Origin of the sequence: Streptomyces sp. NPDC048565, assembly GCF_040650935.1 — a bacterium.
Taxonomy (GTDB): domain Bacteria; phylum Actinomycetota; class Actinomycetes; order Streptomycetales; family Streptomycetaceae; genus Streptomyces.
Window position 1 is genome coordinate 48,329 of record NZ_JBEZIH010000024.1, and the last position, 23,869, is coordinate 72,197.

Sequence of the window (23,869 nt, forward strand, 5' to 3'; positions counted from 1 at the left end):
GTCAGCTGCTCCGTGGTTCCCGGACCAGCGCAATGCGTCCGATGGACGCACGCGTCGCCAGCAGAGGGCCGTCGGTGGGGGCGACGGCGAGGTTGACGACGACCGTTCCGGAGGCGTCCGGCCGGGACACCGAGACGACCGCGCCCTTGATCGTGGACGGGGGTGCCTCGGCATCGGTTGGGTCGGTCTGCTCTCCCTGCGCGGGTGTGGTGACGGCGAGGACCTTGTCTCCGGCGGAGAGGGTGCCGGCCGGGGCCTGGCCGCGTTTCACCTGTACTCCGACCTGCTGCTTGTCGTCACCAAGGCCGGTGCCTGCGGCGAGCTGGGAGGAGGTCAGCAGCCCGCCCTGGCGCAGGTCGACGGCGGTCCGTTTGCCGACCATCGCGGACCGGTCCGCAGCGGGTACCGGCGTCAGCCGTGCGTCGGCGGAGACTTCGGCGACGGTGAGGTCTGCGGGGGTCAGGGCCTGTCCGGCTGGCACGTCCCGGGCGATGGCGAGCACTTTGGTTCGATCGCCTGCGGAGGTGACTGCGGCGGCGGCCGCGAGTCCGGCGACCGCGGCCAGCACGATGCACAGAGCTGCGACAGACCAGCGGCGCTCACGCTTGACGGGGGGTGCCGTCGTGATGGGAATGTCGGGGCGAGAGGGGCTGGTGGGGCGGGGCACCGTCGGCGCGGCGGCTGGAGACTCCATGGGGTGGTGTTGCCTCTCGAATCACTTCGGGTGGATCGGTGACGCGTCAGTTGAGGACCTGGACCTCGGCGACGGTGATGTCTACTGCACCGTCCCGGATTTCGGTGAGCTGACCGGTCGGACCGCTGGTGGCCTCCCAGTCGATCGTCCAGGTCGACGTCGCGGTGACGTGGAACTTGCCGGACGGCGTAGCCGATGAAGGCCGTTCGTAGCGGTGACCGCAGTCCGGGGACGGCTTCTTCCCGAACTCGGCGCGGTAGGGCGTGCCTGCTGTCGTACAGGTGACGGTCTTGCCATCGCCCATGGTCCATACGATCCTGCTGACCTTGGCGGTAGCTGTGACGGTGACGCCCCCGGCGGAAGCACTGGCCACGTTCGGGCCGTACGTCTCGGGGCCCTTCTCGGTCCACATGTAGACCGGCATCCCGACGACGCCTTTGCCACCTGGTTTGGGTGTGATTCCGATCGCCGGGGCGCGCAGCAGCATCTTGTCGACGGCCTGCTGGGCCAGAACGGCAGGGTCGACAACTGGAGCCGTGGGCGGGTCGGCCGCCCAGACCATGCGGCTGAAGGCGGCGTCGCTGGTTGCTGGGTCTTCTTCGAAAGAGCAGATCTCCTCGTAGACGGCGCCGTCTCCGGGCTCATGTCCCTCCCAGTCCAAGCTGCCTGCAGGCGGCTGCGGGTCGGCGAGCTTGTAGACGCAGTGCCACGGGTTCTCCGTGTCGCCTTCGGCGCCGGAATCTGCACCGCCGGCTTCGCCTCCCGATCCGTTCCCGTCTCCTTTGGCGGGCTCTGCAGATCCAGGCGCTTGCGGAACACCGACACCGGCGCAGGTCCACTTTCCGCAGGGCTTCACTCCCGTACTGGGCTCAGAATCGGCGTAAGCAGGGACGGAAGTGAGCAGCGCGAGAGCAGCGAGGCCGAGCGGCCAGGCGAAGGCATGTCGGACGGTCAGCATGCCTTGTCCGTGGGATCGTCGCGGATGACCTTCCACCCGTCAGGCCAACGCTCGACCGTGGTGCTGACCACGAACTTCGTCAGACGGCCCGCGGGCAGATCGGCAGGCTTCTTAGTCTCGACGTTGATCACGTTCCACCGGCTGATGTCCAAGCAGCTCGACAAACTCGCGTTAGGGATCTTGCGGTCCATGTCGAGTTTGGTGACCGTCGGGCTCCCCACCGACACCTCGCCAGTATGAATCAGCTTCCGCGCATGGGTGCTCTTCGCGTCAGCTTCAGCCGAGCTCAGTGCCTGGGACGCGGCAAACGACTTGAGGTTGGCTGACTTGCCGCTGCTGTCGGCGTACAGCCTCTCCATCTCCTGCCAGTAGCTCAGGTATACGGCAACGGCTTCCTTCTTAGCGGCCTCCGCAGGGTCTGCCGGCGTGGCCGACTGGCTAACCGACGGCGTCAAAGAGGGCTTTGGATCGGCCGCATCCGAATCACCGGAACCACAGGCAGAGAGTCCCACCATCGTGCAGGCTGCGAGCAGCAGAAGAACTTGCCGGGAAGGATTCCGGTCGCGAAGCCTCGCCTGGTTCGGTCGTACTCGTGATGCCACCTGGTCTCCCCCTGCATATGCCACAGTGCCTCCCGGCCTGCCCGCTGCCAGGTACACCGTGAGGAGTCAGACCCGCTCCCCCAAAACAAACCTGGCGGTCCGCTCCCATACATTACGCAAAGCTTCGCCAACAACCCAGCCCGTTAGGGGCGTTCAATATGACCAAACGGAACGCATAGCAGACGTTCCTGGGCATATTAGGGAACGCGTAGCCTTGGATTCTTCACTGAAACTGATGACTGCACGGCCTACATGCTGCGGCGGTTTCATATTGTCGACTCATCGGCACTCTAAGTTGACGGCGAATCAGGCGGCGGGCTCTGCCTTCTATCAAAAGTCTGAGCGGCCGCTTATTCCCGGGTCAGATCAGCGCAGAACCGCTGAGGCCCCCGGTACGGCCACCAGCCACCGATCGGCGCCCTGGCGCCGGCTGTACAACCGCCGCCGCCAGCTGCTGTTCTCTGGGGCGAGAGAGTGGGACAAGGTGCAGATGCTCCTGGGCCAGTCCCATCCGTCTTCCGCTGTGCCGTACCTGATCCCGAACCGCGACCGACGGCGTGAAGCGATCCAGCGGGTGCCCTCACCGCGCGCCATGCGCGGGCAAAGGGAGCAGTGATGGGCCTCCGCTCTGGTTGCCCCCGTGCAGGTGGAGGACGCCCGCACCCGGCAGATCATCGATGCCCTGGACCCCGAGTTCCTCCAGCTCGTGCGGTGGGACTGGGACCTGCGGGCGATCTTCTACCCGAAGAGCCACCCGGTGCTGGGCGTGCCGGACTGCGTCGTGAACGGCTGCGTGCGCGGCGCCCGGTTCGGCCAGCCTCGGTGCATGGGATGCGAGGCGACCTGGAAGCAGTCGGGGCTGAGCGTCGAGGACTTCATCAAGGTCGTCAAAGGGCGCATGCTCGGCGCGTGCCAGCAGCCATGCCAAGTGCCCGAGTGCCCGAGTGCCAACGCCCATGGAAGTCATCGAGCGTGGCGCTGTGCGAGGCGCACCACCGCCAGCCGGTGGACACGCTCAAGCTGCCGCTGGAGGAGTTCGTGCGCCACCCCGCCATCAAGCCCCGCGAGAGCCTGGGCGAGTGCGAGTGCGAGTGCGAGGTCGAGGTCTGTTACCGGCAGCGCAGCGGCCGGCGTTGGCAACGGCTCCGCCACAGGAGCCGCGGCAACCTGGACATGTGCCATCCTCGGTCTCTTCGACGGGAAACGCCTCGGCCGCTCGAACGCAGACGGCCTGCGCCCGGCAGGTGGAGCAGCGCACCCGCCGTGGGTCCGGCGGGGTGCACGTTCACCGATTCGCCCATCACTGAGGGATGATGTCGTCGATGGTGCCTAGGCGGTCCTGTGTGGCCCATCCCCTCAGCAGCTTCTGGATGATGTACCGCGCGAGCAGCTGGTACTCCTGTGGACAGCGCTCCGTCTCGCCCAGGGCCAGTAGCGCAGTGGCGTGGGAGTGCAGGGCGAGCAGCTCTGCGACCACCGGCGGGAACGGGGCGACGATGTCATCGACCTCCCGACAGGCGCGATTTTCCGGGAAGGCGGCCGAAGCGCCGGATCGTGGCTGTTGGCTTCCGCTGCTGATAGGCAGGGTCATGCCGCTTCCTCCCGTTCAGGCCGCGACGCTGACGGGCCGCAGCCACGCGTCGGTTGTCTGGGGCGATCCGAGGACCGGCGTGAAGATCTTCGCGAAGGGTCCCTGTTCCTGGAGCTGGGACAGGGTCGTCGCCCCTGCCCGCAGACCCGTGTTGGTGAGTGTCGGGTCATTGGCGGCAAGACTGCGCAGGTCCGCGATACGCCTGTCCAACCGTGCCGGGGATGCGCCCGTGAAGACCATCAGCAGTCGCGGGAAGGCCGGATAGCGGTACCGCCACGCCGGGACGCTGGGCCTGTGTCCTCGGATTCCTCGGCCGGCAGCCGGCTGTGGCGTGTAGGCGTGGTAGGCCGCGTAGGCGTGGAGCTTCTGTGCCACGCGCGCGATGGTCATCTGGGTGCGGTCGACCTCGATGAAGAATGTGAGCAGCGCGCGCTGCTTCGCTTTGCTGTCGGTGTGGACGTAGCTGAGGACGGCGTCGGGAATGAGGCAGAGTTCCTCGCCCGGCCGGGCCTCGGCGCGGTAGTAGTGGGCGGTCTCCGGTGACCAGTCCAGGGGTCCGCACTCGTGGTCCTGGCGGCGGGCCCAGTCGACGAACGCCAGGCCGGTTTCGACGGTTGCCAGGGTGTGCTCCTGGAGGGGGCCGAGGGCTGCTTCCGGGCTCATGCGGTAGGGGCGCTGCGGGAGCAGGCCTGCTGATTCGACGGCTGTGGCTCCCTTCTCGGTGAGCCACCAGAGCAGTTCGGTCTGTCCGGACTGCCGTCGGCCGACCATCTCGGCGAGGCCCGCGGACCGCAGGCTGTGCAGCTGGCGCCGGAGGTACTCCGTACGCGTGTGGTGGGGGGTGATGAGGTGATGCAGCTGCCGGGTTGAGACCAGGCGGTGCTGGTAGAGCACTTGTGCGGCCTGCTGGGCGATCGGTCCCAGCCCGGTGGGCGCGGTCTGCGGGTACGGCATCAGTGGCCCTTCTGGTCAGTCGATGACAGTGGTGGGGTCGGTGTCGCCGGAGACGGCCAGGGGGCGCCCGGTGTGATGGGCGAGCACCTGGGCGTCCAGTTCCTCGAGCGCGGCGAGGATCTCGGCGACGGGGCGGCGCTGCAGGTTCTCGTCGATCGCCGCGTCGAGTTCGGGCACGCCTGCCGGGTTGTCGTAGTGGGAGAAGAGCTCTTCGACCGGCAGGCCTCGGACGCGGAAGGGTTTGGTCGGGGTGCCGTGGAGGTTGATCGACATCACGTAGTGGTACTTCGGGAGCTCGGTGATGGTCTCCGGGGTGACGTTGCCGTTCCACCGGCGCGCGACAAAGGCGGCCTCGTCGTAGTCGGCCGCGCAGGTGGAGAGCATCGACTGGTTCTGCAGCAGGGCCTGGCGCGTGATGGCGGAGAGGCGCAGCGCCATCTGCGTCATGCCGATGAAGCGGACTTCGTACTTGCGCAGCTGCTCGGCGATGGCGGCCAGGAAGCCTTTGCTGGAGGAATCCAGGGCGGTGAGTTCGTCACCCCAGGCCCAGAAGGTGGCGCGCTGCTCGCGTGCGGTGTCCTGGCGGGAGAGGCCTGCGCGGTGTAGGTCGTGGATGAGCAGGCAGGAGACGAGGGCGTCGGACTCCGATCCGGACGGGCAGACGAAGACGATTCGGTTGGTGTCCATCGCGGTGCGGATGTCGTAGGCGGAGCGGGGGCTGCCGAAAAACGCCTGCAGCGATGGGGAGGTGTCGAGCCGGTCGATGGCGTAGGTGACGGTCGGCACGGCGTCCTTGGCAAGCCTGGGAAACGTCGTCTCCCAGTAATCGCGCACCCGTCGTGGCAGCTGCGGGAGCAGCTGCTCCCGCCACTCGTCGTCCGTCAGCCACGTGCGGAGCTGGAACAGGGTGCACTGGGAGTCCGGCTGGCCGGCTCTGACCGCCTGGTAGTTGAGCAGGGCCAGGGCCTGGGCTCCGCGGGCCAGGATGGTGCGGGCGCGCGGGGCATTGTCGCCCCAGTCCTGCGCCGCGGCGATGCCTTCGGTGACGGAGCGCACGATGTTCTGAATCGCGCTTTCCTTGCGGCCTTCCATGGACAGTGGGTTCCAGGACACCACCATCTGGTCGGGTTCGGACTGTGCCAGGTTGATCTCCCACACGCGGGAGGCGATGTCGGGGTGGGCGAGGTAGGGCTTGGCTCGCATCCACGCCTCACCATGAGGGTCCAGGAACCACGTGCCATATCCGGAGTGGGCCAGCGCGATGCACTGCACCAGGGCAGCCTCGGTCTTTCCGTGGCCGGACTTCCCCAGCTGGAGTCCGAAGAGCAGGTCCTTGACGCGGGCGGCGCCGATGCGCTCGCGGCCGTCGGAGTAGGTGACGGCGCCGAGCGGGACCAGATCGCGCTGGCCGGTGTAGACCGGCAGGTCAGCCGGCGCGGGCGGGACGAGTCCGCCGGACCGCACCACGTTGGAGGCGCGGCACTTCACCGTGGGCGGCTTGAGGAAGCCGGCCAGTTCCGGAACGGTGAGCCACTGGCGCCGGCGGGGGGCGAACGCGCCGGTGAAGAAGCGGCGGTCGAAGTGGGCCTTGCGCCACGGTGTGCGCGGCCGTCGGGCTTTGAGGTAGTTCTCACCGGTGGTGACCGAGAACGCGGCCAGCAGCTGGTTCATGCGTGCCAGCGCCAGCTGGGGGTGGGCCGCCTCCGTACGCAGGAGCAGCTGCACGGCGAAGACGGCACCGGCGGCCGGATCGAACTTGCCGACTCCCTCGCGCAGGTCGGTCATGCGGGGAATCCGTTCCCCGCGGCCGCCGCCGGCGGTCTTCCCGCCGGACCAGGCGGCGGAGACGGAAGTGAACGCTCCTCCCCCGCCGAGCCCGCCGGTGAGCCGCTCGCCGTAGGCGGAGGGGCCTCGCCGCTTGGAGCGCGCGAGGAGACGGCGCCGGCGCCGGGCGAGTTGCCGTTCGCGGACCGGCACCAGGTCCAGGACAACGTCGGCACGCTCTCCCGCCTCGGTGCGTACCGACCCCATGGCGGCGGCGAGCTGCTGCAGCGGGTCGGGATTGAGCCCGAGGGCCGATAGGGACTTCTGATCGCTCATCGCCAGGGCAAGTTCGACCCGCTGCACGTATCGGCCCGGTGACGGCGCCGGTTCAGTGATGGAGGGCTCGTGCTTGGTCAGGACCGCGGTGACGCTCATGTTTCTCCTCATAGGGTGAGGCTCATGCCTGCTGCTCACGCGGGGCGTCGAACCGGACCGGCTGGATGTCGGGCCGGGCCCGGTAGGCGCGGACCTCCACCTCGGCGAAGCCGGGCATGCCCAGCACGGCGGCCGCGGTGGTCGGGCCCTCGAGGAAGCAGCGCATCCGGCCTGCCTCCGCGCTGTAACGCAGCCGCGCGGCCGAGCCGCGGGCGGGGACTCCTTGGGCGGAGTGGTGTACTCGTCCCAGGTGTCGCGCCCAGCGGCCCACTTCACCTTCGCTCGGGTCGAAAGTAGTGGTGGGCACCACTTCCACGGTGACCCTGTCCGCAAGGGCTCTGCGTACGCGGTGGTCACGCCGCAGTGCCCAGGCGGCCCAGGCGGCCAGTGCGATCAGAGAGCAAGCGAGGACGTAGGGAGTCGCTTCGTCGGCCCGGGCCGCCATGTCAGCGAAGAGCTGAGCGGCATCCGCCGAAACGGCCGACCCTTCTGGCAGACGGAACGCTGCATGGTCTTGCACGGCCGCCTCCTGGTCTGGGTGAAGGGAACCTCCCTCCACCCAGGCCAAGTCCTGCCGGTGGTCCGGTTCAGACACTCACGCGGGGCCTTTGCCTGCTCTTTACCTTACCTAAATGGCGGACCTCCAGCTCCCCGCTGGTCACGTCTCCCCGCACTGGCTGGACGGTGAAGCGGCCACCCGCACTCGGTGGCGGACCTTGGTGGTCGTGCGACGTGAAAGTCTGATGTGACGTCGCTGGTAGGGCCGGTCGTATTGCAGAGACCTCTATGTGCAAGTTCCGTCCGGTACGCGCGCGCGACTACAGGCCTGGGGACGGCCCCAGACGCCGCCAGCGCCTAGGGCGCGCTGGACCGCCCTTTCTGGGGGGCCGCTTTGGCGGCGCCCCCCAGACCCCCCTTGCGCCCCTGCGCCTGTCCTGCGCAACCTTCCGCTTCGCTCCAGGCCGCGCACCAGTCGGGCGCAGGGCGCCCTCCTTGAACAGTTGCAACAGCTTGAGGTGCCCGAGCTGAGAACGCGCTTGGCGCAAGAGGTACTCAAGAGCGGACAGTGCACCCCAGTGGGACTTGCCCAGTACTTGATGCGGTCGTGAGTGCGGAGATGTGGGTTCCGGCAGCAGTGGAGGGGCCGTTTGACGTGCCGTCCTGATGGCAGTAACTCACTGCCTACTGCTTCACCTGACGGTACTGGTCAGCTACCTCAGAGCCTGACGTGTGTGTAGCCACCGGACACCCAAAGCGTTTGGTGGGGACTGTCGCCAACTTTTTTTGTACTTAGAGGAACGCGCGAGCTTTGCGCCTCTGACCTGCGGAAATGTTCGAAATTTGATGCAACATGAGACGACTCATGATGCAACAGGGGCCCGCTCATCATGCAATTGGAGACGCTTCATAGTGCAACAGCAGACACCTCACTGTTCCCTACAGTGACAGTAAATGGAGGCGTGAGGGGCGGCGCGGACTGTTGCCCTGGGGAACAGTGACATGCAAAGATCGACACGTCACTGTTCCCCAGGGAAAAGGTCAGGGCTTGCTGCAATGCCAGCAAAACCCGCAACCGTGCGACGCTTCGCCGACAGTGCGACGGGAGAAGTCAAGGAGTACGTCGACCTAGACGACGACCGTCGCCCCGCCTACAACTTTCCGGGAGGCTTCACTGCCATAAGCAACCGCATCGGCCTGCAAATCCTGTCGAAGGAGTCAGGCCTGACACCGTCCGACCGGGACGTCCTGGCACTACATGTGCACGGCCCAGAAAAACGGGGCGACGTGCTCCGTTGGCCCCGCGCGAAGATGGCCGAGTACGTCGGTATCAGCGCTCGAACCGTCGCGACCGCGATCAAGCGCCTGACCAAGGCCGGCCTGTTGATCGAGGCCGAGCGGCACGGGCGGGTCATCTACTACAAGGTCAGTCCGCACCACGCCTCGCGCGGGGGCGGCGACCAGCAGCGTGAAGACGCGGCAGGATACCGACTGCCTGTTGTCCCAGGTCTACCCGAACGGAAAGGTCGAACGGCATGAGCGTTCCAGTCGTTCCTGACGGTATTGACCCCAAGGTGTTGGGCAAGATGTTGAGCCTCCCTCATCCGCAGATGCGGATAGTGCTCTTCTACCTCATGACCAAGAAGGACCCGGACTTCAACGATGCCGTGGTCATGACCGGGGAGAAGATCGCAGCGGCGATCGGTATGAACCGTCCGCTGCTGTCGAGGACGATCCCCCGCCTTCTGGAAGCGGGCTGGCTTCGAGAAGCCTCCCGCCACGGAAATGTCCGGTATTACGGCCTTGGTCCCGAAGCTGAGGGACCGAGGCGGAGCAACGTGGTACCGCTGAGGCGGTCCGCGTAGCGGCCTGGGGCACGGTCTGATGGAGGACTGTGCCCCAGGGCAACAGCTTGATGCAGAGTGCTGCAGGCCAGCTTGCGCGTGGGAAACAGCACTCTTCGTCCTTGATCCGCGCTCAGCATCTGATCACCCTCGGTGGCTGGCGAGCGATGTAGTGGACTGCCTTCTCCACAGTTGCTTCGATCAAGGGCAGTGGGTCTTCTTCTTTGAAGTCGAACCATTCGCCGCGGACTCTCTTGGCTGCGAAGGCGTGATGGAGGTAGTTCTCCACGAGGGACCCGCCCCACCAGTTTCCCAGCAATCGCAGTTCCAGCGGGCAGCCGATCTGGAAGGCGGCGACCCTGCCAGCCGGGTTGGAGCTGGCTCCGATCTTGACCATGCAGGTGCCGATCGCGGTGATGGCGTAGACGTTGGTGGCGACACCTACCGCGATACGAGGAAGGTCGGGGTTGGGGCCGGCGGTCTTCAAGGTCAGGCCCTTCTTCTAACTTGGCAGGACGGCACACCATATTGCGTGTCGCGCAGCGTATGGACTAGGTCCCGGACGGTCGCCCCACCCAGGCGACGTGGTCGGCGGCGACAACCAGCTGCTCGTGGAGGCGACCGCGTAGAACGCCGACGCGGGTGCGGCCCTCCAGGACCTGAAGGCCGCTGTCCGGCGGATTCAACAGCTGGCGGTCGACGAGGAGCGGCGCGCGCAGCCACGTCCCGTGCTCTTCCCAGTGTCGGCCCACGTCCGAGGGCTGCTGCCCGACCCAAAGCACAGGGTCGGCGGCCTTCTCCTCGATGCAACCTGCGTCGGACTCGCCGGTCGGCATGATGCGGAAATCCCCAGACGGGACCGACTCCAACTGCCAGGTGATGCCGCACAGATCGAGGTCGCTGTAGTCGGCCAGAAAATGGGCACCGTGGTCGAAGAGGAATTGCTCAATAACGTCGTCCGGCCAGTTCAGTGGGGCCAGCGCCGGGTCGGCACGGAACTGGCCGTAGGTGTAGCTGAGGCCGCCAGCCCGACGGCGGGCAAACAGCGGGCTGAGGTTGCTGAGCTTCATACCGTCAGGTCTACAGGAGATCCCCGGCACGGTTTCCCCGCTTTCCGCCTCGCGACGTTGAAGGTAGTGGCGGAGAGGACCGCAGCATCGGGCGGCCACGCGGGGGGTTCACAGGTGGAGGGCCTCGTCGTGAACGCTTCGCAGCCGCTGTCGCAGAGTGAGGTCGGTGACGAGGGCAAGCGCGCGGGTGTGGTCCTCGGTCGTGGTGGCGAGCAGACCGCGCTGCTGTTCCAAGTAGGCGGTCAGGAAGTCGTGGGTGGGTCCGTCGGTGTCCGGGAGAATGCGGGCGGTATAGATCATGGTGAGGGGGAAGGCCCAGCAGGCGTGGAGGAAGCCGAAGGCCGGGCGTGAGGTCTTCCTCCACGGGGAGTAGAACATCGTCTTCTCGCTGATCTTGCAGGCGGTGGCGTTCAGAGCGTCGTTGAGCCAGTTGTGCCCGGCTTCGTGGATGAGGTCGCGAGCCAGAACTGCTGGGTCGCCGACGTGGTCGCAGAAGACGGTGCCGGGAAGTCTGGTGATCGACCAGCTGATGAGGGTGTCGCCGAGGTTCTTGCGCCGCAACAGGCAGGCGACCACGGCGTGGTCGGCCAAGAGGCTAGCGAACCCGGCCCGGGCGCCCGCGGCGTACGCGATGGCGGCCAGTTCCTGCTCGTCGCTGGAGGCGACGGCGGTGGCGGGGCCCAGGAGGTAGTACGGGGTCTCCGACAGCGGGGAGCGGAGCATGCCGTCCGGGTCCGGGGAGACCACGATACGCGGCCCCACGACGGTGGGAATGGTCAGCACCGAGGCGTTCGCATCGGGGTGGGCGCGGTACCAGTCGAAGGCGGCGGTGTCTCCCGCGCGCGCGGCGGTCTCGGCGCCCTCGAGGGCGTGGTGGGCCAGGCAGTAGACGGTGGCTGTACTTCGCGCGGGCGCGCTGCCGGCCTCCAGGACGGTATGGATCCGGCTGGCCCGGTCCCGGTGCAGTTCCTGGGTTGGGGCGAGGGTGAAGTCGATGACGGGCACGAGCACGGGGAGGTCCTTCCGACGGAGCTGGGCCTGGGGCCGGGCCCGTCGGGCCCGGCCCCAGGTGGTGCTCACCAGCGGTTCACCGCCGGTGCGTTGGCGACGCTCAGGCGTCGTTGCCCGTGGCGGGCTCGGCCGCCTCGGTGGTGGTCCAGCCCTCGGCGGAGACGCTGGAGGTGTGGGCGGTGGCGCGGACGGTCTCGTCCTCGCCGCGCAGCTCGTCTACGGCGTCGAGGAACTTGTCGATCCGGGTTTCGTCCATGGTGCTTGTCCTTTCCGATCGCGGATGGTGGGCCGTGCACGTGTGGGGCTTGGGGGTGCGGGGGTGATCGAGCACTGGGCACCGGCCTCTCCCTCCTCACGGGGTGGTGTCGGCGGCCGCGCGGTGGGGCGCGGTGGTCGGTGCGGCCGCGCGCTGCAGGCCGTCGCGCAGCTCGCTCATCTCGGGCCGGTCCTTTGGCTCGGGGGCGAGGGCCGCGGACAGCAGGGGGCGCAGTACGGCCGGGGCGGTCTGCAGGTGGGAGTGGCCGTGCCGGGGGATGTCCGCGCAGAGGTAGCGGTAGGTGAGGACCGCGAGGCTGAAGACGTCGGCGGCCGGGGTGGCCGTGCTGTAGGAGGTCGCGTATTCGGGGGGCCAGTGGACCTCGGGGCCGCGGGCGGTCGGCCCGCGGGGGGTGTCGAGGCGGCGTGCGGCGCCAAGGTCGGTGATCAGGCCGCGGCCGTCGTGGATGAGGACGTTCTCCTGGTAGACGTCGCGGTGCGCGATACCGCGCTCATGCAGGGCTACCAGGCCGTCGGCGACGTCGGCCAGCACCCGCAGGCCGGCCGCCTGGCTGCCGCCGGCCGTCAGGAGAGGGCGGAAGCTGCCGCCGACGCAGTGGGGCATCGTGTACCAGTCGAACCGGTCGGTGCTGCCCTCTTCCAGCAACGGCACGATGTGGGCGGCGCCGGTAGCGGTGCGCGCGACAGCGATCTCGTGCCGGAAGTCCTCTCGCGTGAGGGCGCGTTCGGCCTCGGTCATCTCCGCGTACCAGTAGAAGCCATAGGCGGCCGACCGGGCCTCCTCGTCGAGTTCGGCCAGGACGTGGTTGCTGCCGAACCCGGCCTTGAGGACCACCGGGGCGGCGCCGTCGCGGTGGGCGAGGGCCAGGGTGCTGGCGCGGGTGAAGGCGAGCAGGTCCTGGACGTGCCAGCCGGCGTCGCCGAGCTGGTCTAGGGCCCAGGCGGCGGGGTGCATCGGGTGCAGGTGCATGACGGGGACGCTCCTTACGTTCACGCCGCTGTCCGGGCGGCTTCGCGCAGCCGTTCCAGGCACGCCGCGGCGAGCAGATCGAGGTCGGTTTCGGTGGCGCACGGGTGGCGCAGTACGGGCAGACCGGTGATATCCGTCCAGGCCGTGGCGGCCTGTTCGTAGAGGCCGGCGAGACGGACGGCGGTCGCCGGGTCTTCCACGAACCGGCGCGCTGTCGGGCGGCGGGCCAGCCTGGCCTGGCACAGGTCGGGCCCAGTGGTCACCAGGACGGTGAGGTTCGCCTGGGCGGGGCGTACCTCGGCCAGGGAGCGCACGTAGTGGTCGACGGGCCGGTGGTGCAGCAGGGCGAGCAGGCAGGCGGTCGACAGGGTGAGCCGGTCGGCGACAAGCGTGCCCGCGCTCAGTGCCTGTTTCTGATCCCCGCTTCTGAGTAGCCTTGGGCCCTACGCTGGCGTGGTGTCCGAGGGCGCCGGGCGGGCCGAGGAGAGGAACTGTCGGGCTTGTGGCGAACGGCTGAGGCCGGGTGCCCGGCCTGACGCCTTGTTCTGTTCCTCAGCATGTCGCGCCAGGCAGTGGCGTACGGACCGGCAGTTGCGCAAGCGCCTGGCGGCCGTGCAGGACGGGGTCGGCGAGGCCGAGTGTCCCGAGTGCGGGGCCCGGTGGGTGGCCGGCGTCGACCGAAAGGCGACCGCCCTGTTCTGCTCGGGCCGGTGCAAGGTGAGGGCCTGGCGGCGCCGGAAGGAAACGTTCGGCGAACGGTCACAGTGACCGCATCGCGAACGCATCCTGAGCCCAATTTCGGTCAGCAAACGGTCATTTGCGGTCGTTCATTGTGATCAGCACATTTATGGTCTGACTCTCGGAGTTGAGCGGGTCGTGTTCACGTCACGGACGTCAGCTCCGTGCCCTGGCCCGCATGGATGGTGAAGAACGCCATGCCCGAGGAGATCGACAACGTCGGAAATGTAAGCCAGTCCCGCTACGAGCAGATCGTGGCCGAGCTGCGGCAAGTCGTCGAACAGCAGACCCAGGGCCAGTTCACGATCGGTGATCGCGCTCTGGAGATCGAGCCGGTCAGGCCCCGCGGTGGCATCGCGGATGCGGAGTGGACGGTGAGGGAGTCCCTGATCCGGCTGGCCGAGGACATCGGCTTGACGTTCAACACGGTGAAGAACGCCAGGTGGATCGCGTCGCGCTGGCCGAAGGAACGTCGTCAGGCAGGTGTCTCGTTCACGGTTCACCGCATTCTGGGAAAGATCGAGGGCGAGGAAGAGCGGTTCGCTGCGATCGAGAGCCCTCCGGCAGGCAAGACGCGGTGGTCGCCGGATGAGGCCAAGCGGCGGGTGGGGTGGACGGTCGACAGCCCGGAGACCTCGCAGGAGAAGATCACCGCGATCCACCATCTGGCCCGGGATGAGGAGGTCGCCGCGTCGGTGACCACCGAATTCCTCAAGCGTCCGCAGGTGGCGGCCAAAGTCTCCCAGGAGAACAAGGTCCGGGTGGTGGAGGAGTTCACCCGTGACGAGACGGTCGCGGCGAGTGCGGCGACCAGTCTGCTGAGGCGGCCTGACGTCGCGTTCAAGGCGATGAGCGACGACACCGCCCGTCTCCAGGTCAACCATGCCCAGGTCGAGCGTTCCCGGCAAGCCCGAGACCAGTTCGAGGACACCAGTCCGGTCGCTCCGGCGGTCCGTCATATCGACCGGACGGTGGAGTTCCTGGACCTGGTCACCGCCTGCCACTCGTTCGTCGCCGCGGCTGGCCGGGCAGTCCCGGGCCTGCGTGATCGCACGCTCGGCGAGGACGAGCGCACGATCGTGCACGAGAACGTCGCGAAGGTACGGGCGACGCTGGACTGGATCGAGACCGCGGTCGACACGGGCAAGGTCGACATGGACGGCGAGCTGGCCCGTCTGCTGAAGGGCGAGTAGGCATGCCCCGCGCCTCACGGCGCCGGGGCGACGCCGCCAAGCGGCATGCGGACACCCTGCGGTTCGTGCTGTTCGAGGCCCGGCCCGCCGGGTTGCTGTTCCACCAGCTGACACGGGCTTCCGGACTGTCTGACAGCCAGGTCAGATCCGGTCTGGCCTGCCTGCGCGACATCATCGCGGAGAACGGCTGGCCGCCGCTGATCTGGACCAGGGCCGACGGCTACCAGCTCGGCGCAGAACCAGCCGCCCTCCAGGCATACGAGCGGGCCGTGCTCAGCGGGAAACTCACCGAGTTCCGCCGGTTCCTCACCGGCACCGTCGCTCCGCACGCCGCTGCCCACCCGGGCGACAAATGGGTCAAGCACATCATCGCCCAGCTCAACTCCATCGAATCCACCCTCGATCTCGTCATCGCGTCCTGACCCATCGCGAGCGGTCCGCCTGGCCGGAGGCCGGGCGGACCGCTCCCTCAACGGACGGAGGGAAGGCCACCGCCATGCGCCAGCGCCGCTATCCCTCCGACACGACTCACGCCGAATGGGCCCTGCTCGAACCGCTGTTGCCCGAGCCGGCCTGCGAGACGCGAGCCGGAGGACGGCCGGAGAAGCACCCTCGTCGCGAGATCGTCGACGCGATCCGGTATGTGGTGGACACCGGCTGCAAATGGAGGGCTCTACCTGCGGACTTTCCGCCTTGGCGGACCGTTTGGGGCTTCATGGCCCGCTGGGCCGCCTGCGGGGTGATCGGGCAGATCCGCGACCACCTCTCCGGGCGGATCCGCCGCGAGATGGGCAAGGGGCCCCGGGCGGTCGCGACCGTGATCGACTCTCAGAGCGTTCGTGCCGCCGAGACTGTCGGCAGGGACTCGCGTGGTTACGACGCGGGCAAGAGAATCAACGGGCGTAAACGGCACATGGTGGTCGACACCCGTGGCCTGCCCCTGCTGGTCATGGTCACCCCGGCTTCGCTCACCGACCGCGACGCAGCCAAGGAACTCCTCTTCCGGCTCCGCCTCATGCACCCCGAGATCACCATCGTCTGGGCAGACTCCGCCTACGCCGGAAAGCTCGTGACCTGGGCAAAGAGTTATCTGAGCCTTACGATCAAGACCGTGAGCCGTCCCAAGGACGCCTCCGGGTTCATCGTGCTGCCCCGCCGCTGGGTCGTGGAACGAACATGGGCCTGGATGATGCACGCCCGCCGGCACGCGCGGGACTACGAACGGCTCGTCCAGCACTCAGAAACCTTGATCACTTGGGCAGCCATCACCCTCATGACCAGGCGACTCACCCGCAAAGGCCCTCGGACCAGTTGGTCCAAGAAGGCCACGGTCAAGCAGTGAGTTGCGACGGCGGAACTCGGCCGATCAACACTGAATCGCTACCGGAGTGATGGCTCTACATCGCCTGCCAGCCTTGCGTGCAGCTCGACGTCATAGCGCACACCGTCGTATTCAAGCTTTTGCCGTTGAAGACCTTCTACCGCGAAACCCGCGGCAGCAGCGACCCGGCAGGACGCAGGATTGTTGACGCGGTGTCCCAGCTCAAGGCGGAACAGCCCAGCGTCGTCGAACGCCCACCGCGCCAGAACTCGGCATGCCTGCGAGGCGACACCCCGCCCACGCGCCGCGGCCGTCGTCCAGTACGAGACCCAACCAATGCCATGGCGTCGGTCGACTGCACCAACAGCGGCGTTCCCGACTACAACGCCGTCACCATCAACCACGGCAAAGGCGAAGGCAGAGCCCCTATCCCATCGCTCCACCCATCCCGAGATCCACTGTTCTGCAGCGCTTTCCGAGTCGATGGCCTCCTCGGACTGTCCGCGCATCAAGGGATCTGCAAACGCGCTCATCACCGGGCGGACATCCAACCCGGTCCATCGACGCAGCAGCAGGCCGGAGGAGGTCTCTATGTGATCACGCACTGCCGGAGTCTCGCCTATCGCCGGACCCCTGTCACCCCAGTTTTTCCAGAGCGCAGGTTCGAAAACACGCACTCAGGGCGGGGGCGAGGTTGTGCTGGGCGTGGAGTTGAAGGTCGGTGCGGGCGGCGGCGAGGGCCTGGTCGCTGGTGGCGGCGGGGCGGCCGGCCCGCAGGCCGACGAGGGTGTGGGTGGCGGGCAGGGACAGCCAGGAGAACTGGCCGATGTGGCCCAGGGCGATGTGCGCGGCGTGGGCGTCGGCCAGGAGCCGGTCGCGCAGCGTGCTCTTGCCCGCGCCGGCGATGCCTTCCAGAGCCAGCAGCATGCCGTCCCCTCCCCTACTGCTTCTCGGCGATGAGCCAGCTGATGAACTTCGCGACGCGGCCGCCGGTGACCGGCTCGGTGCCGTGCGCGAGCTGGGAGCCGTAGAGCAGGGCGCTCCCGGGGGCGGGGTCGACGGTCCATCGGGTGCGGGGCAGGGAGGCGAACCAGTGGGCGGAGTGGTCGGCGCCGTCGTGGGCGAGCCACATGCCGTCCGCGTAGCCGCTGCCGGGGTCGTGGTCCAGCCGGGTGTTCCACAGGCGGTCGCTGGAGGAACTCTCGACGTAGAAGCCGCCTCCGGCCTGCGCCTGGCTGATGACCACGCTGATCCCCGCGATCTGCCGCGGCCAGGCGAGCGGGTCGGGGGCGATGCCGTCGAGGTGGGCGGTGATGTGCTGCCCGGGCCCGTACTCGACGTAGGTCCAGGGCCGGCAGGTGGTGATGGACGGCATGACGCGGGACAGCGCCGGGCGGGCCCGGTCGAAGGCGACCTGCAGCACACCCTCGGCCTCGGCGGGAATCGTCGGGATCTCCACCCGCCCGGCCGGCTCGTACACGGCCATCGCCTGCTGCGGCGAGTGGCCGGGGATCTCGTGGATGGAGCGAGTGCGCTGCTCGCCGAAGCGTCCCCGCTCCTCGGGGGTGAGGAAGGTGCGCATCACGGCGGTGAGCCGGTCCCGCTCCTCGGGGCTGAGGAAGGATTCGATGCTGCCGATGGCGACGGTTTCAGCGATGTGGATCACGTGGTGCTCCTTCGCGAGTCGAGCACGCGGCGGACGTCGGCGAGGCCGGTGCAGTGGTTGAGCCAACTGGCCACGGGAGTGCGGGTGGTGGCGGCCGGGTCCGCCCACAGGGCCAGCAGCTCGGCGGTGAGCGGCAGCGTGTCCAAGCTGGGCAGGGCGTGCGGGCCGGGGGCGGTCAGGCCGTCGAGCGCCGGGCAGGCCGTGTGGTGCTGGGCGGAGAAGACGCGGGCGATCCGGTCCGCGGTCGCTGTCCGGCAGTCCTCCACGAGCCAGGCGGCCGGGTCGCCCTGCCGGTAGGCGCGGTGCTCGGTCAGCGCCCACCCCCCGGCCACCGCCGAGGCGGCGGCGGCGATCCGGCAGGTTGCGCAGCACGCCCCGGCGGGGTGCGGGCACGGCCGGTGATGGGACGGCAGAGCGGTCGCGACGTCGACGAGCGCGTGCCAGGCGGAGCCGGCGGGGAGAGCGGGGGCCGGGCGCCGGCCGGGGCCCGGTGCGTGGTTGCAGCACGCCGGGCCGGGCCGCGCCGGGGGCCCGGCGGGCAGGGCAGGCGCGATGTGCAAGGCGTGGAAGTACACAATCCGCCCAAGCAGCTGGTGAATCGTCAGCACGTCCGGCGCGGCGCTCACACCCCGACCCCCTGGGCCGCGGCCTCGGCCGGCCGGGGCACCCGGCAGGCGCAGTCGTGGCCGGCGGCGGGGTCCTCGTCGGCGAGCGCGCGGGCGAGGACGTCGGTGGCGGTGTCGAGAGCGGCGAAGTACGCGGTCCAGTCGTGCCCGGGGGCGGGCAGCAGGATCAGGTCAAGGACTGGGACGGTGCGCCCGCTGCTCTCGCACTCAAGTTGCGCCCGCCCCACGGTCGCCCGCACGGCGGGCGGCAGGGTGGGGGCGGCCGCGGCGACCGTGCGGCACAGGGCCGCCGCCGCCCGGGCGTACTGGGTGCGGTCGCGCGGCAGGATCCCGACTCGTCGCTCGGCCGGTGCCAGGTCGAGGCCGGTGTAGGGGTGGCCCTGGCAGCTGTCGTAGGTGATCAGGCCCCATCCGGTGGTGACGGCGTCGACCAGGGGGCGGATGCCGGGCTCGATCGCCGCGCGCCACTGGGGGTGGGCCGGGTCGAGGTCGTCGGCCTCGTGGATGCCGGGCCGGCCGACGGTGTTGATGTTGCCGTGCGCGCTGGTGTGCAGCCGCACCGGAGGGCGGGGCGCGTCGGTGCTGTTCCAGCGGGCGAGGAAGGCGTCGAGGTCGCGCATGCTGTTTGGCGTGCGGGGCCGCCAGCGGGTGGTGGTGCACCAGGCGCCGGCCGGGTGGGCGGGCTGCGCGAGGAGGGCGGCGATGCCGTCGATCATCCGCATTCGGTAGTCGCAGTAGGCGTCCTGGTCGCCGGCCGCCTCGTATCGCACGCGGGTGGCGATGCAGCCGCCGCCGCACGCCGAGCGGTAGTCGCAGGTGGTGCACCGGTTCATCAGGGACTTCCCCTGGTTCAGCAGGGGAAGCCGGCGCTGCGCGGCGATGATTCCCGGCTGGTCGACCGCCTGGTCGAGGCGGGCTAATTGGGCCTGCGGCCAGGGAAGTTCGTCGCAGCTCCCGAACCGGCCGTCGGGGTAGAGCGTGAAGACGTGGTCGCACTTGAGGTCGGAGAAGTGGCAGAAGCCGGATCCCAGACCGCGCAGGCGGCGGATGGTGGAGACCGTCGGCTCCAGCTTCATGCGCGCGAAGTACCCGGCGTGGATCCAGCGGGCGGTGGCGGCGAGCACGAACTCGGCGTACGAGTAAGGGCTGATCGCCCAGGCCGGGCCGCCCGCCCCGTCGACGGCCGCCTGCTGGAGCTGGCGGCTTGCCGGGACGCGCGGCCCGGACGCCGCGGTGGGCCGGCGCACGGCGGTGTCGAAGCACGGCGCGAAGCTGATCGCGTTCACGGCCTCGAAGTCGGCCAGGTGGTCCAGGACGGCCTCGGCGCGGCCCAGGAGAGCGGGGGTGACCGCCGCGATCACCCCGACCCGGCGGCCGCGCTCGGCCAGGAGCCGCAGGGCCGCGGTGACGCGCGGGTAGACGGGCTTGCCGTCGTAGCCGACCCGCCACGCGTTGCCCTTCGCGTCCCCGTCGAGGGAGATGCCGATCTGAAGGCCCGGGTACTCGGCGTCGAAGAGGTCCAGCCATGCCTCGTTGAGCAGCACGCCGTTGGTCTGCATCGAGACCCGCACGACGCTCGGCTGGGCGGCCAGCTCGCGCAGCACCTCGGTGATGCGCTCCCGGCCGGCCGTCAACGGCTCGCCGCCGTGGAGCTCCACCGCCAGGGGCCGCCCCGCGAAAAGCTCGGCGAGCCGGCGCACCTGGCCGGGGTCGATACGGGCGCCCCCCGGGGCCTCCTTGCGCTTCTCGTAGCAGTAGAGGCAGTCGATGTCGCAGGTCTCCCCGCGCAGCTTCAGGATCACCGACACGGCGCTGGTGGTGTCCTCGATGTCCAGGCCGCGGTACAGCTGCTCGATCTGACTCGGTCCGTGCTGTGCGGTGGTGCGGTACATCGGCTGCCTCCTGCTGTGGGCCGGGACCGGACGGAATTTCAGTCGAACAGGCGCCCCAACAGGGCGCCCTGGCCGGACTGCAGCACGTGGGCGGCCTCCAGCGGGATCCAGAAGCACTCGAACCGTGTCGGTTCGCCGACCCCGTCGTGGTCCTCCTGGCTGTCCCACCGTTCCGGCGTGGGCTCGGTCAGCTCGAGGTGGAAGACGTGCCGGCGCTGGAGCTCGAACCGGTAGGGGCTCATGTCATACTCGGCCTCGCCGAGCTTCCGCACGATCTTGAAGTCGCTGAGGCCGGTCTCCTCCCCCGCCTCCCGCAGCGCCGCTGCCTCCGGCGTCTCCCCCGGGCGGATACTGCCGGCCGGGGCCTGGATGCCGACCTCCTCGTAGCTGTAGTCGGTGTGCCGGAAGACCAGCAGCTTCCCGTCGCGCACGACGTAGCAGAGGACCTTGTTCTTGGTGACTTTCTGAGGAGGCATGGAAAACCCTTCTTCGATTGAGTTACTTAGGGTCCGACGGCGGGACGGCTATCCGGGCGGCCGCGGCTCAGGACGACAGACCGCTGAGTTTCCCAGGCCTGCCACAGGGAGGCGATCTGCATGTGCAGCTGTGGCAGCGCCTTGTGCGGGAAGGTGTCCGCACGAGCCCAGTGGTAGCGGTGTGGGTCGACGCTCCTCGCCAGGGTGGTGCTGTCGAGGCGGGCGCAGAGGAGGATCGAGTGGCGTGCGTCCGGCTGTCGGTCCGTAGCGAGCAGCCCGACGGGGATGACGAGCACTCCTACCTGGGCCTGCACGTGCGCGACGAGCGCCCCCGGGTCGGTGTCCGTGATGTCGGCGGGACCGCCGGGCAGCTCCATGTGCGACGTGCCGTGGGGTACCAGTAGTACTTCGCCGTGTTCGTTGGGGATCCAGGCGCGAACGTGGACTCCTCCGGGGGAGCCGACTGCGGTCACCTCTGTCCGCTGGGCTGTCGGTGTGGTCACAAGGACTCCTGCGAGAGAGCGGGTTGGGAGCCGTGCCCTGCCTAGGGGACAGGGGACCCCGACAAGGCACGGCGTTCAGGGGTGCGCTGTGAACCAGCTGGGAGGGCGAGGGGCACCGTCCCAGGGCTCGGCTGACGCGGCGGCAATGATGGTCAGGAGGGCGAGTAGGAAAGTTGCTGCTTGCTGGGAGCGACGGCTGATGAGGCTCTCCGAATGAGAGGGGTGGGACCGGCCGCCCTCGGATAGGTGGGCGGCCGGGGCTCGAACTGCGCGTGGGGCGCGTGAGCCGAACTCCTGCCTGGGAAGTCGGGCAGAGAGCCCATCGGAAGTTGTCCCCGCGCGCTACGCGGCCGGGAGACAACCAGGTGTGGGATGTCCGGAAGGGGGGTGGGCGTCGTCGAGGAGGTCCGCCGGTTCGAGCAGGCCGACCGCGCCCAAGGCGTCGAGGAGGTCGCTGACGACGCGCGCCAGCTGCACCAGGACGACCCTCGGCGTGATGCTGTTCCGCGGAGAAGGATTTTCCCTGTTGAGGTGGGTACGAGCCGCGTGGATCGCCTTGGCTAAGGCAACGGCGTCTGCGGCCTCGAGGCAGAGGCGTGGGTCGCTGGCTGCGCCGGTCAGTCGCATGAGGGAGCCGTGCAGGCGCAACGTGAGGTCCGCGACCTGGCGCTCGTCGGGGATGGCACGTTCGTCGAAGACCATGCTGAGGTCGTTGCACAGGCCGTCGATCTCGGAGTCCGAGAATGCCAACCGCAGCGGTCCGGCTACGACGCGCCGCATCGTGTGATGGGAAGTGCTCGAAGCCACGTAAGCCTGCTGGGCGTCGGGGGGCGCAGGCTCTGCTTGAGTACCTAAGGAGGTTCGCATCATGCGCTCCTGGTGGAGTGGCAGGGGAGGGTGCACCAGACACGGCCATCTCGGACGCCCCAGTCCGTGGCGACTGCATCGACGAGCACCAGGCCGCGACCGCATTCGTCGAGCTCCGCTCCGGGGCGTGCGGCCAGATCGGGGACGGACTCGTCCGTCGCCACCGACAGCTCCACGATCCGGCCACGGTGCACCATCCGGAAGCTGACCGGGCCGCGGCCGTGCAAGAGGGCGTTGGTAACCAGTTCCGAGACAAGAAGACAGACATTGTCCTGGCAGTCAGCGACCCCCCACTTCCGCAGAAAGGCCCTGGCGATCCTCCGGAAGATGCTCGGCTGGCGCAGGTCGCGATCCGTCAATCCGGCCAGTCCACATTCACGTTCTACGCATAGCTCGAAGGACTGAGACGGACCGGGTGTGCACCTCAGGCTGGATGCGGCAGTTTTGCCGAGCGCCTGCCGGTCGGTTGCAGCGAGTGTCATAGCCCAGTCCTCCGCGCGAGACAGGGGCACCCAGCTCTCGGGCACCAACAGCCAGGCAGAGCAGCTGAGGTAGCGCCCTGCAACAACAACTAGCTTGTTGTAGTCGAGGGTTAGGATTCAAGCGAGTCTTCACTGAATCCTCAATGAGGACTAAATTGGCAAGTGCCAGAGCGCGCACATGGACTGTTCGGGCGCGCACGTCGAGTGAAACACTGCGCACATCGCAGCGGGACGCGCGCACATCGGGCTGGAGGGCGCGCACATGCGCCGGGGAGGGAAGCACATTGGCAGCTCGACCACGACCGACCGCACGCAAGATCGTTCTCGGACAGGAGCTGCGCAAGCTCCGAACGGCCGCCCGCTTCACCATGGCGGAAGCCACGGAAGGGCTCGGGTTCTCTGAAGCGCACCTTCAGCGGATCGAGACAGGTACGTCCTCGCTGCGACGAGCTCAGCATCTGCGCGAGCTCCTCGACCGCTACTCGGTCACCGACCCTTCGATGATCGACGAGCTGCTAAAGATCCAGCGAGAAGCCTCTAGCGAAGAGTGGGTGACGGCGTTTACCGACGCCATGACGCCGACCCAGATGTCGAAGTTCGTCGGCATCGAGGAGGTCGCACGCACGATTCGTGCCTACCACCCCCTGCTTCCCTGGGGCAGTCTTCAGACTGAGGGGTACGCGAGAGCCCTCTTCGCCATGCAGCAGCCGGTCCTGGAAGTCCCCACCGAATCCGTGGACAAGGCCGTGCGACTCCGGATGCAACGACGAGAGTTCATCACCCGGGAAGACGACCCGGTCCAGCTCGTCGCCGTCATTGGCGAGGCAGCCCTGCGGCACATCGTGGGCGACACCGAAGTCATGCAGGAACAGTGCGAGGACCTGATAAGGCTCTCGCAACTCGAGAACGTGACGATCCAAATCCTCCCCACAAACGGCAAGCGGTACCGCTTCGCCGCCGACTTCAGCATCCTGGACATGGGCGATGAACTGCCGCCTCAGGTCCAGGCAGACAACGCGTGGGGAGCCCTGGCCATGTCAGGCAAGCCCCGCGATGTAGGGGTCTTCTCACGGCGCTTCGAGCGGTTGTCAGCATCCGCTTTGCCGCCGGAAGAGACCGTCGACTATGTCCGGACACTAGCCCGAGAGATCTCATGACAAATGCACAGCAGGATCAGTCCATCGCAACATGGTTCAAGTCGTCCTATTCCGAGGGCAGCGGCAACGCCTGCGTCGAGGTCGCAGATATGCACGGGCTGATCGCAGTTCGTGACTCCAAGGACACGTCCATCCCCGGACTTCGTGTTTCAGGCTCGGCGTGGGCCGCCTTCACTGCGGACATCAGCAACTGATCAACGATCGCGAGCTGGAGTAGACAGTGGCCCCCTCTGGTAAGGAGAGGGGGCCACTGCCGTATTCTGCTCCGCCAATCTATGGCC

Annotated in this window: 30 protein-coding genes; 7 read left to right on the top strand and 23 right to left on the bottom strand. The window is 68.3% G+C overall.

Annotated elements, in window-relative coordinates; translation table 11 throughout:
- Position 1: 1 nt before the first annotated feature.
- The 8 genes from AB0C75_RS26435 to AB0C75_RS26470 all read right to left on the bottom strand — a co-directional run bounded on the left by AB0C75_RS26435 (position 2) and on the right by AB0C75_RS26470 (position 7,518).
- Entirely contained in the window at positions 2 to 694 is a 693-nt protein-coding gene (locus tag AB0C75_RS26435) for an SAF domain-containing protein (RefSeq protein ID WP_362894199.1), read from the bottom strand.
- Between the two features lie 46 nt (positions 695 to 740).
- Positions 741 to 1,355 (bottom strand): ATP/GTP-binding protein, encoded by a 615-nt coding sequence (locus AB0C75_RS26440; RefSeq protein ID WP_362894200.1) that lies wholly within the window; start codon positions 1,353 to 1,355, stop codon positions 741 to 743.
- A gap of 290 nt (positions 1,356 to 1,645) precedes the next feature.
- The gene (locus AB0C75_RS26445; protein WP_362894201.1) at positions 1,646 to 2,254 is read right to left on the bottom strand and encodes a hypothetical protein; all 609 of its coding nucleotides are present in this window, start codon (positions 2,252 to 2,254) and stop codon (positions 1,646 to 1,648) included.
- 963 nt (positions 2,255 to 3,217) lie between these two features.
- Complete coding sequence (locus AB0C75_RS26450) at positions 3,218 to 3,436, bottom strand: hypothetical protein (protein ID WP_362894202.1); 219 nt, start codon at positions 3,434 to 3,436, stop codon at positions 3,218 to 3,220.
- Positions 3,437 to 3,554: 118 nt separating this feature from the next.
- Positions 3,555 to 3,845: a hypothetical protein gene (locus tag AB0C75_RS26455; protein WP_362894203.1), complete on the bottom strand. Its 291-nt coding sequence runs from the start codon at positions 3,843 to 3,845 to the stop codon at positions 3,555 to 3,557.
- A gap of 15 nt (positions 3,846 to 3,860) precedes the next feature.
- The gene (locus AB0C75_RS26460; protein WP_362894204.1) at positions 3,861 to 4,799 is read right to left on the bottom strand and encodes a replication-relaxation family protein; all 939 of its coding nucleotides are present in this window, start codon (positions 4,797 to 4,799) and stop codon (positions 3,861 to 3,863) included.
- A gap of 15 nt (positions 4,800 to 4,814) precedes the next feature.
- Positions 4,815 to 6,998, bottom strand: a complete 2,184-nt coding sequence (locus tag AB0C75_RS26465; protein ID WP_362894205.1) for an ATP/GTP-binding protein — start codon at positions 6,996 to 6,998, stop codon at positions 4,815 to 4,817.
- Positions 6,999 to 7,020: 22 nt separating this feature from the next.
- Entirely contained in the window at positions 7,021 to 7,518 is a 498-nt protein-coding gene (locus tag AB0C75_RS26470; RefSeq protein WP_362894206.1) for a hypothetical protein, read from the bottom strand.
- A gap of 1,055 nt (positions 7,519 to 8,573) precedes the next feature.
- Here AB0C75_RS26470 and AB0C75_RS26475 point away from each other — a divergent pair.
- Positions 8,574 to 9,035, top strand: coding sequence for a helix-turn-helix domain-containing protein (locus AB0C75_RS26475; protein WP_362894207.1), 462 nt, complete (start codon positions 8,574 to 8,576; stop codon positions 9,033 to 9,035).
- Complete coding sequence (locus AB0C75_RS26480) at positions 9,032 to 9,361, top strand: helix-turn-helix transcriptional regulator (protein ID WP_362894208.1); 330 nt, start codon at positions 9,032 to 9,034, stop codon at positions 9,359 to 9,361. Before AB0C75_RS26475 ends, AB0C75_RS26480 begins: the two co-directional genes overlap by 4 nt.
- A gap of 112 nt (positions 9,362 to 9,473) precedes the next feature.
- Here the strand turns inward: AB0C75_RS26480 and AB0C75_RS26485 are convergent, their stop codons facing one another.
- The 6 genes from AB0C75_RS26485 to AB0C75_RS26510 all read right to left on the bottom strand — a co-directional run bounded on the left by AB0C75_RS26485 (position 9,474) and on the right by AB0C75_RS26510 (position 12,981).
- Positions 9,474 to 9,827, bottom strand: coding sequence for a GIY-YIG nuclease family protein (locus AB0C75_RS26485; protein ID WP_362894209.1), 354 nt, complete (start codon positions 9,825 to 9,827; stop codon positions 9,474 to 9,476).
- 64 nt (positions 9,828 to 9,891) lie between these two features.
- The gene (locus tag AB0C75_RS26490; RefSeq protein ID WP_362894210.1) at positions 9,892 to 10,410 is read right to left on the bottom strand and encodes a hypothetical protein; all 519 of its coding nucleotides are present in this window, start codon (positions 10,408 to 10,410) and stop codon (positions 9,892 to 9,894) included.
- Positions 10,411 to 10,518: 108 nt separating this feature from the next.
- Entirely contained in the window at positions 10,519 to 11,490 is a 972-nt protein-coding gene (locus tag AB0C75_RS26495; protein ID WP_362894211.1) for an HEXXH motif-containing putative peptide modification protein, read from the bottom strand.
- A 31-nt stretch (positions 11,491 to 11,521) separates the two neighbouring features.
- Complete coding sequence (locus AB0C75_RS26500) at positions 11,522 to 11,677, bottom strand: hypothetical protein (RefSeq protein WP_362894212.1); 156 nt, start codon at positions 11,675 to 11,677, stop codon at positions 11,522 to 11,524.
- 96 nt (positions 11,678 to 11,773) lie between these two features.
- Positions 11,774 to 12,667, bottom strand: a complete 894-nt coding sequence (locus AB0C75_RS26505) for a protein kinase (protein WP_362894213.1) — start codon at positions 12,665 to 12,667, stop codon at positions 11,774 to 11,776.
- Between the two features lie 20 nt (positions 12,668 to 12,687).
- Positions 12,688 to 12,981, bottom strand: coding sequence for a hypothetical protein (locus AB0C75_RS26510; RefSeq protein ID WP_362894214.1), 294 nt, complete (start codon positions 12,979 to 12,981; stop codon positions 12,688 to 12,690).
- A 621-nt stretch (positions 12,982 to 13,602) separates the two neighbouring features.
- Between AB0C75_RS26510 and AB0C75_RS26515 the strand changes: the two genes are divergently transcribed.
- From AB0C75_RS26515 to AB0C75_RS26525, 3 genes are all read left to right on the top strand, one after another.
- On the top strand, positions 13,603 to 14,598 hold the full coding sequence (locus AB0C75_RS26515; RefSeq protein ID WP_362894297.1) for a DUF6192 family protein: 996 nt from the start codon (positions 13,603 to 13,605) through the stop codon (positions 14,596 to 14,598).
- 2 nt (positions 14,599 to 14,600) lie between these two features.
- On the top strand, positions 14,601 to 15,020 hold the full coding sequence (locus AB0C75_RS26520) for a RacP protein (protein ID WP_362894215.1): 420 nt from the start codon (positions 14,601 to 14,603) through the stop codon (positions 15,018 to 15,020).
- Positions 15,021 to 15,094: 74 nt separating this feature from the next.
- Positions 15,095 to 15,940 (top strand): IS5 family transposase, encoded by an 846-nt coding sequence (locus AB0C75_RS26525; protein WP_362894216.1) that lies wholly within the window; start codon positions 15,095 to 15,097, stop codon positions 15,938 to 15,940.
- Between the two features lie 38 nt (positions 15,941 to 15,978).
- On the opposite strand, the gene AB0C75_RS26530 is transcribed toward AB0C75_RS26525, so the two are convergent.
- The 9 genes from AB0C75_RS26530 to AB0C75_RS26570 all read right to left on the bottom strand — a co-directional run bounded on the left by AB0C75_RS26530 (position 15,979) and on the right by AB0C75_RS26570 (position 22,431).
- Positions 15,979 to 16,524, bottom strand: coding sequence for a GNAT family protein (locus tag AB0C75_RS26530; protein ID WP_362894217.1), 546 nt, complete (start codon positions 16,522 to 16,524; stop codon positions 15,979 to 15,981).
- Positions 16,525 to 16,555: 31 nt separating this feature from the next.
- Positions 16,556 to 16,846, bottom strand: coding sequence for a hypothetical protein (locus tag AB0C75_RS26535; protein ID WP_362894218.1), 291 nt, complete (start codon positions 16,844 to 16,846; stop codon positions 16,556 to 16,558).
- 13 nt (positions 16,847 to 16,859) lie between these two features.
- Entirely contained in the window at positions 16,860 to 17,585 is a 726-nt protein-coding gene (locus AB0C75_RS26540) for a hypothetical protein (RefSeq protein ID WP_362894219.1), read from the bottom strand.
- Positions 17,582 to 18,211, bottom strand: coding sequence for a hypothetical protein (locus tag AB0C75_RS26545; RefSeq protein WP_362894220.1), 630 nt, complete (start codon positions 18,209 to 18,211; stop codon positions 17,582 to 17,584). Before AB0C75_RS26545 ends, AB0C75_RS26540 begins: the two co-directional genes overlap by 4 nt.
- Positions 18,208 to 20,103: a radical SAM protein gene (locus AB0C75_RS26550; protein WP_362894221.1), complete on the bottom strand. Its 1,896-nt coding sequence runs from the start codon at positions 20,101 to 20,103 to the stop codon at positions 18,208 to 18,210. Before AB0C75_RS26550 ends, AB0C75_RS26545 begins: the two co-directional genes overlap by 4 nt.
- Positions 20,104 to 20,141: 38 nt before the next feature.
- Positions 20,142 to 20,579 (bottom strand): NUDIX domain-containing protein, encoded by a 438-nt coding sequence (locus AB0C75_RS26555; RefSeq protein ID WP_362894222.1) that lies wholly within the window; start codon positions 20,577 to 20,579, stop codon positions 20,142 to 20,144.
- A 26-nt stretch (positions 20,580 to 20,605) separates the two neighbouring features.
- Positions 20,606 to 21,082 carry a hypothetical protein gene (locus AB0C75_RS26560; RefSeq protein ID WP_362894223.1) on the bottom strand — a complete coding sequence of 159 codons (477 nt, stop codon included), beginning with the start codon at positions 21,080 to 21,082 and terminating at the stop codon, positions 20,606 to 20,608.
- Positions 21,083 to 21,424: 342 nt separating this feature from the next.
- Complete coding sequence (locus AB0C75_RS26565) at positions 21,425 to 21,862, bottom strand: DUF6415 family natural product biosynthesis protein (protein WP_362894224.1); 438 nt, start codon at positions 21,860 to 21,862, stop codon at positions 21,425 to 21,427.
- Between the two features lie 86 nt (positions 21,863 to 21,948).
- On the bottom strand, positions 21,949 to 22,431 hold the full coding sequence (locus tag AB0C75_RS26570) for an ATP-binding protein (RefSeq protein ID WP_362894225.1): 483 nt from the start codon (positions 22,429 to 22,431) through the stop codon (positions 21,949 to 21,951).
- Between the two features lie 284 nt (positions 22,432 to 22,715).
- Between AB0C75_RS26570 and AB0C75_RS26575 the strand changes: the two genes are divergently transcribed.
- Both AB0C75_RS26575 and AB0C75_RS26580 read left to right on the top strand, forming a co-directional pair.
- Positions 22,716 to 23,588, top strand: a complete 873-nt coding sequence (locus AB0C75_RS26575; RefSeq protein ID WP_362894226.1) for a helix-turn-helix transcriptional regulator — start codon at positions 22,716 to 22,718, stop codon at positions 23,586 to 23,588.
- Positions 23,585 to 23,782, top strand: coding sequence for a DUF397 domain-containing protein (locus tag AB0C75_RS26580; RefSeq protein WP_362894227.1), 198 nt, complete (start codon positions 23,585 to 23,587; stop codon positions 23,780 to 23,782). Before AB0C75_RS26575 ends, AB0C75_RS26580 begins: the two co-directional genes overlap by 4 nt.
- The last annotated feature ends 87 nt before the right edge of the window (positions 23,783 to 23,869 follow it).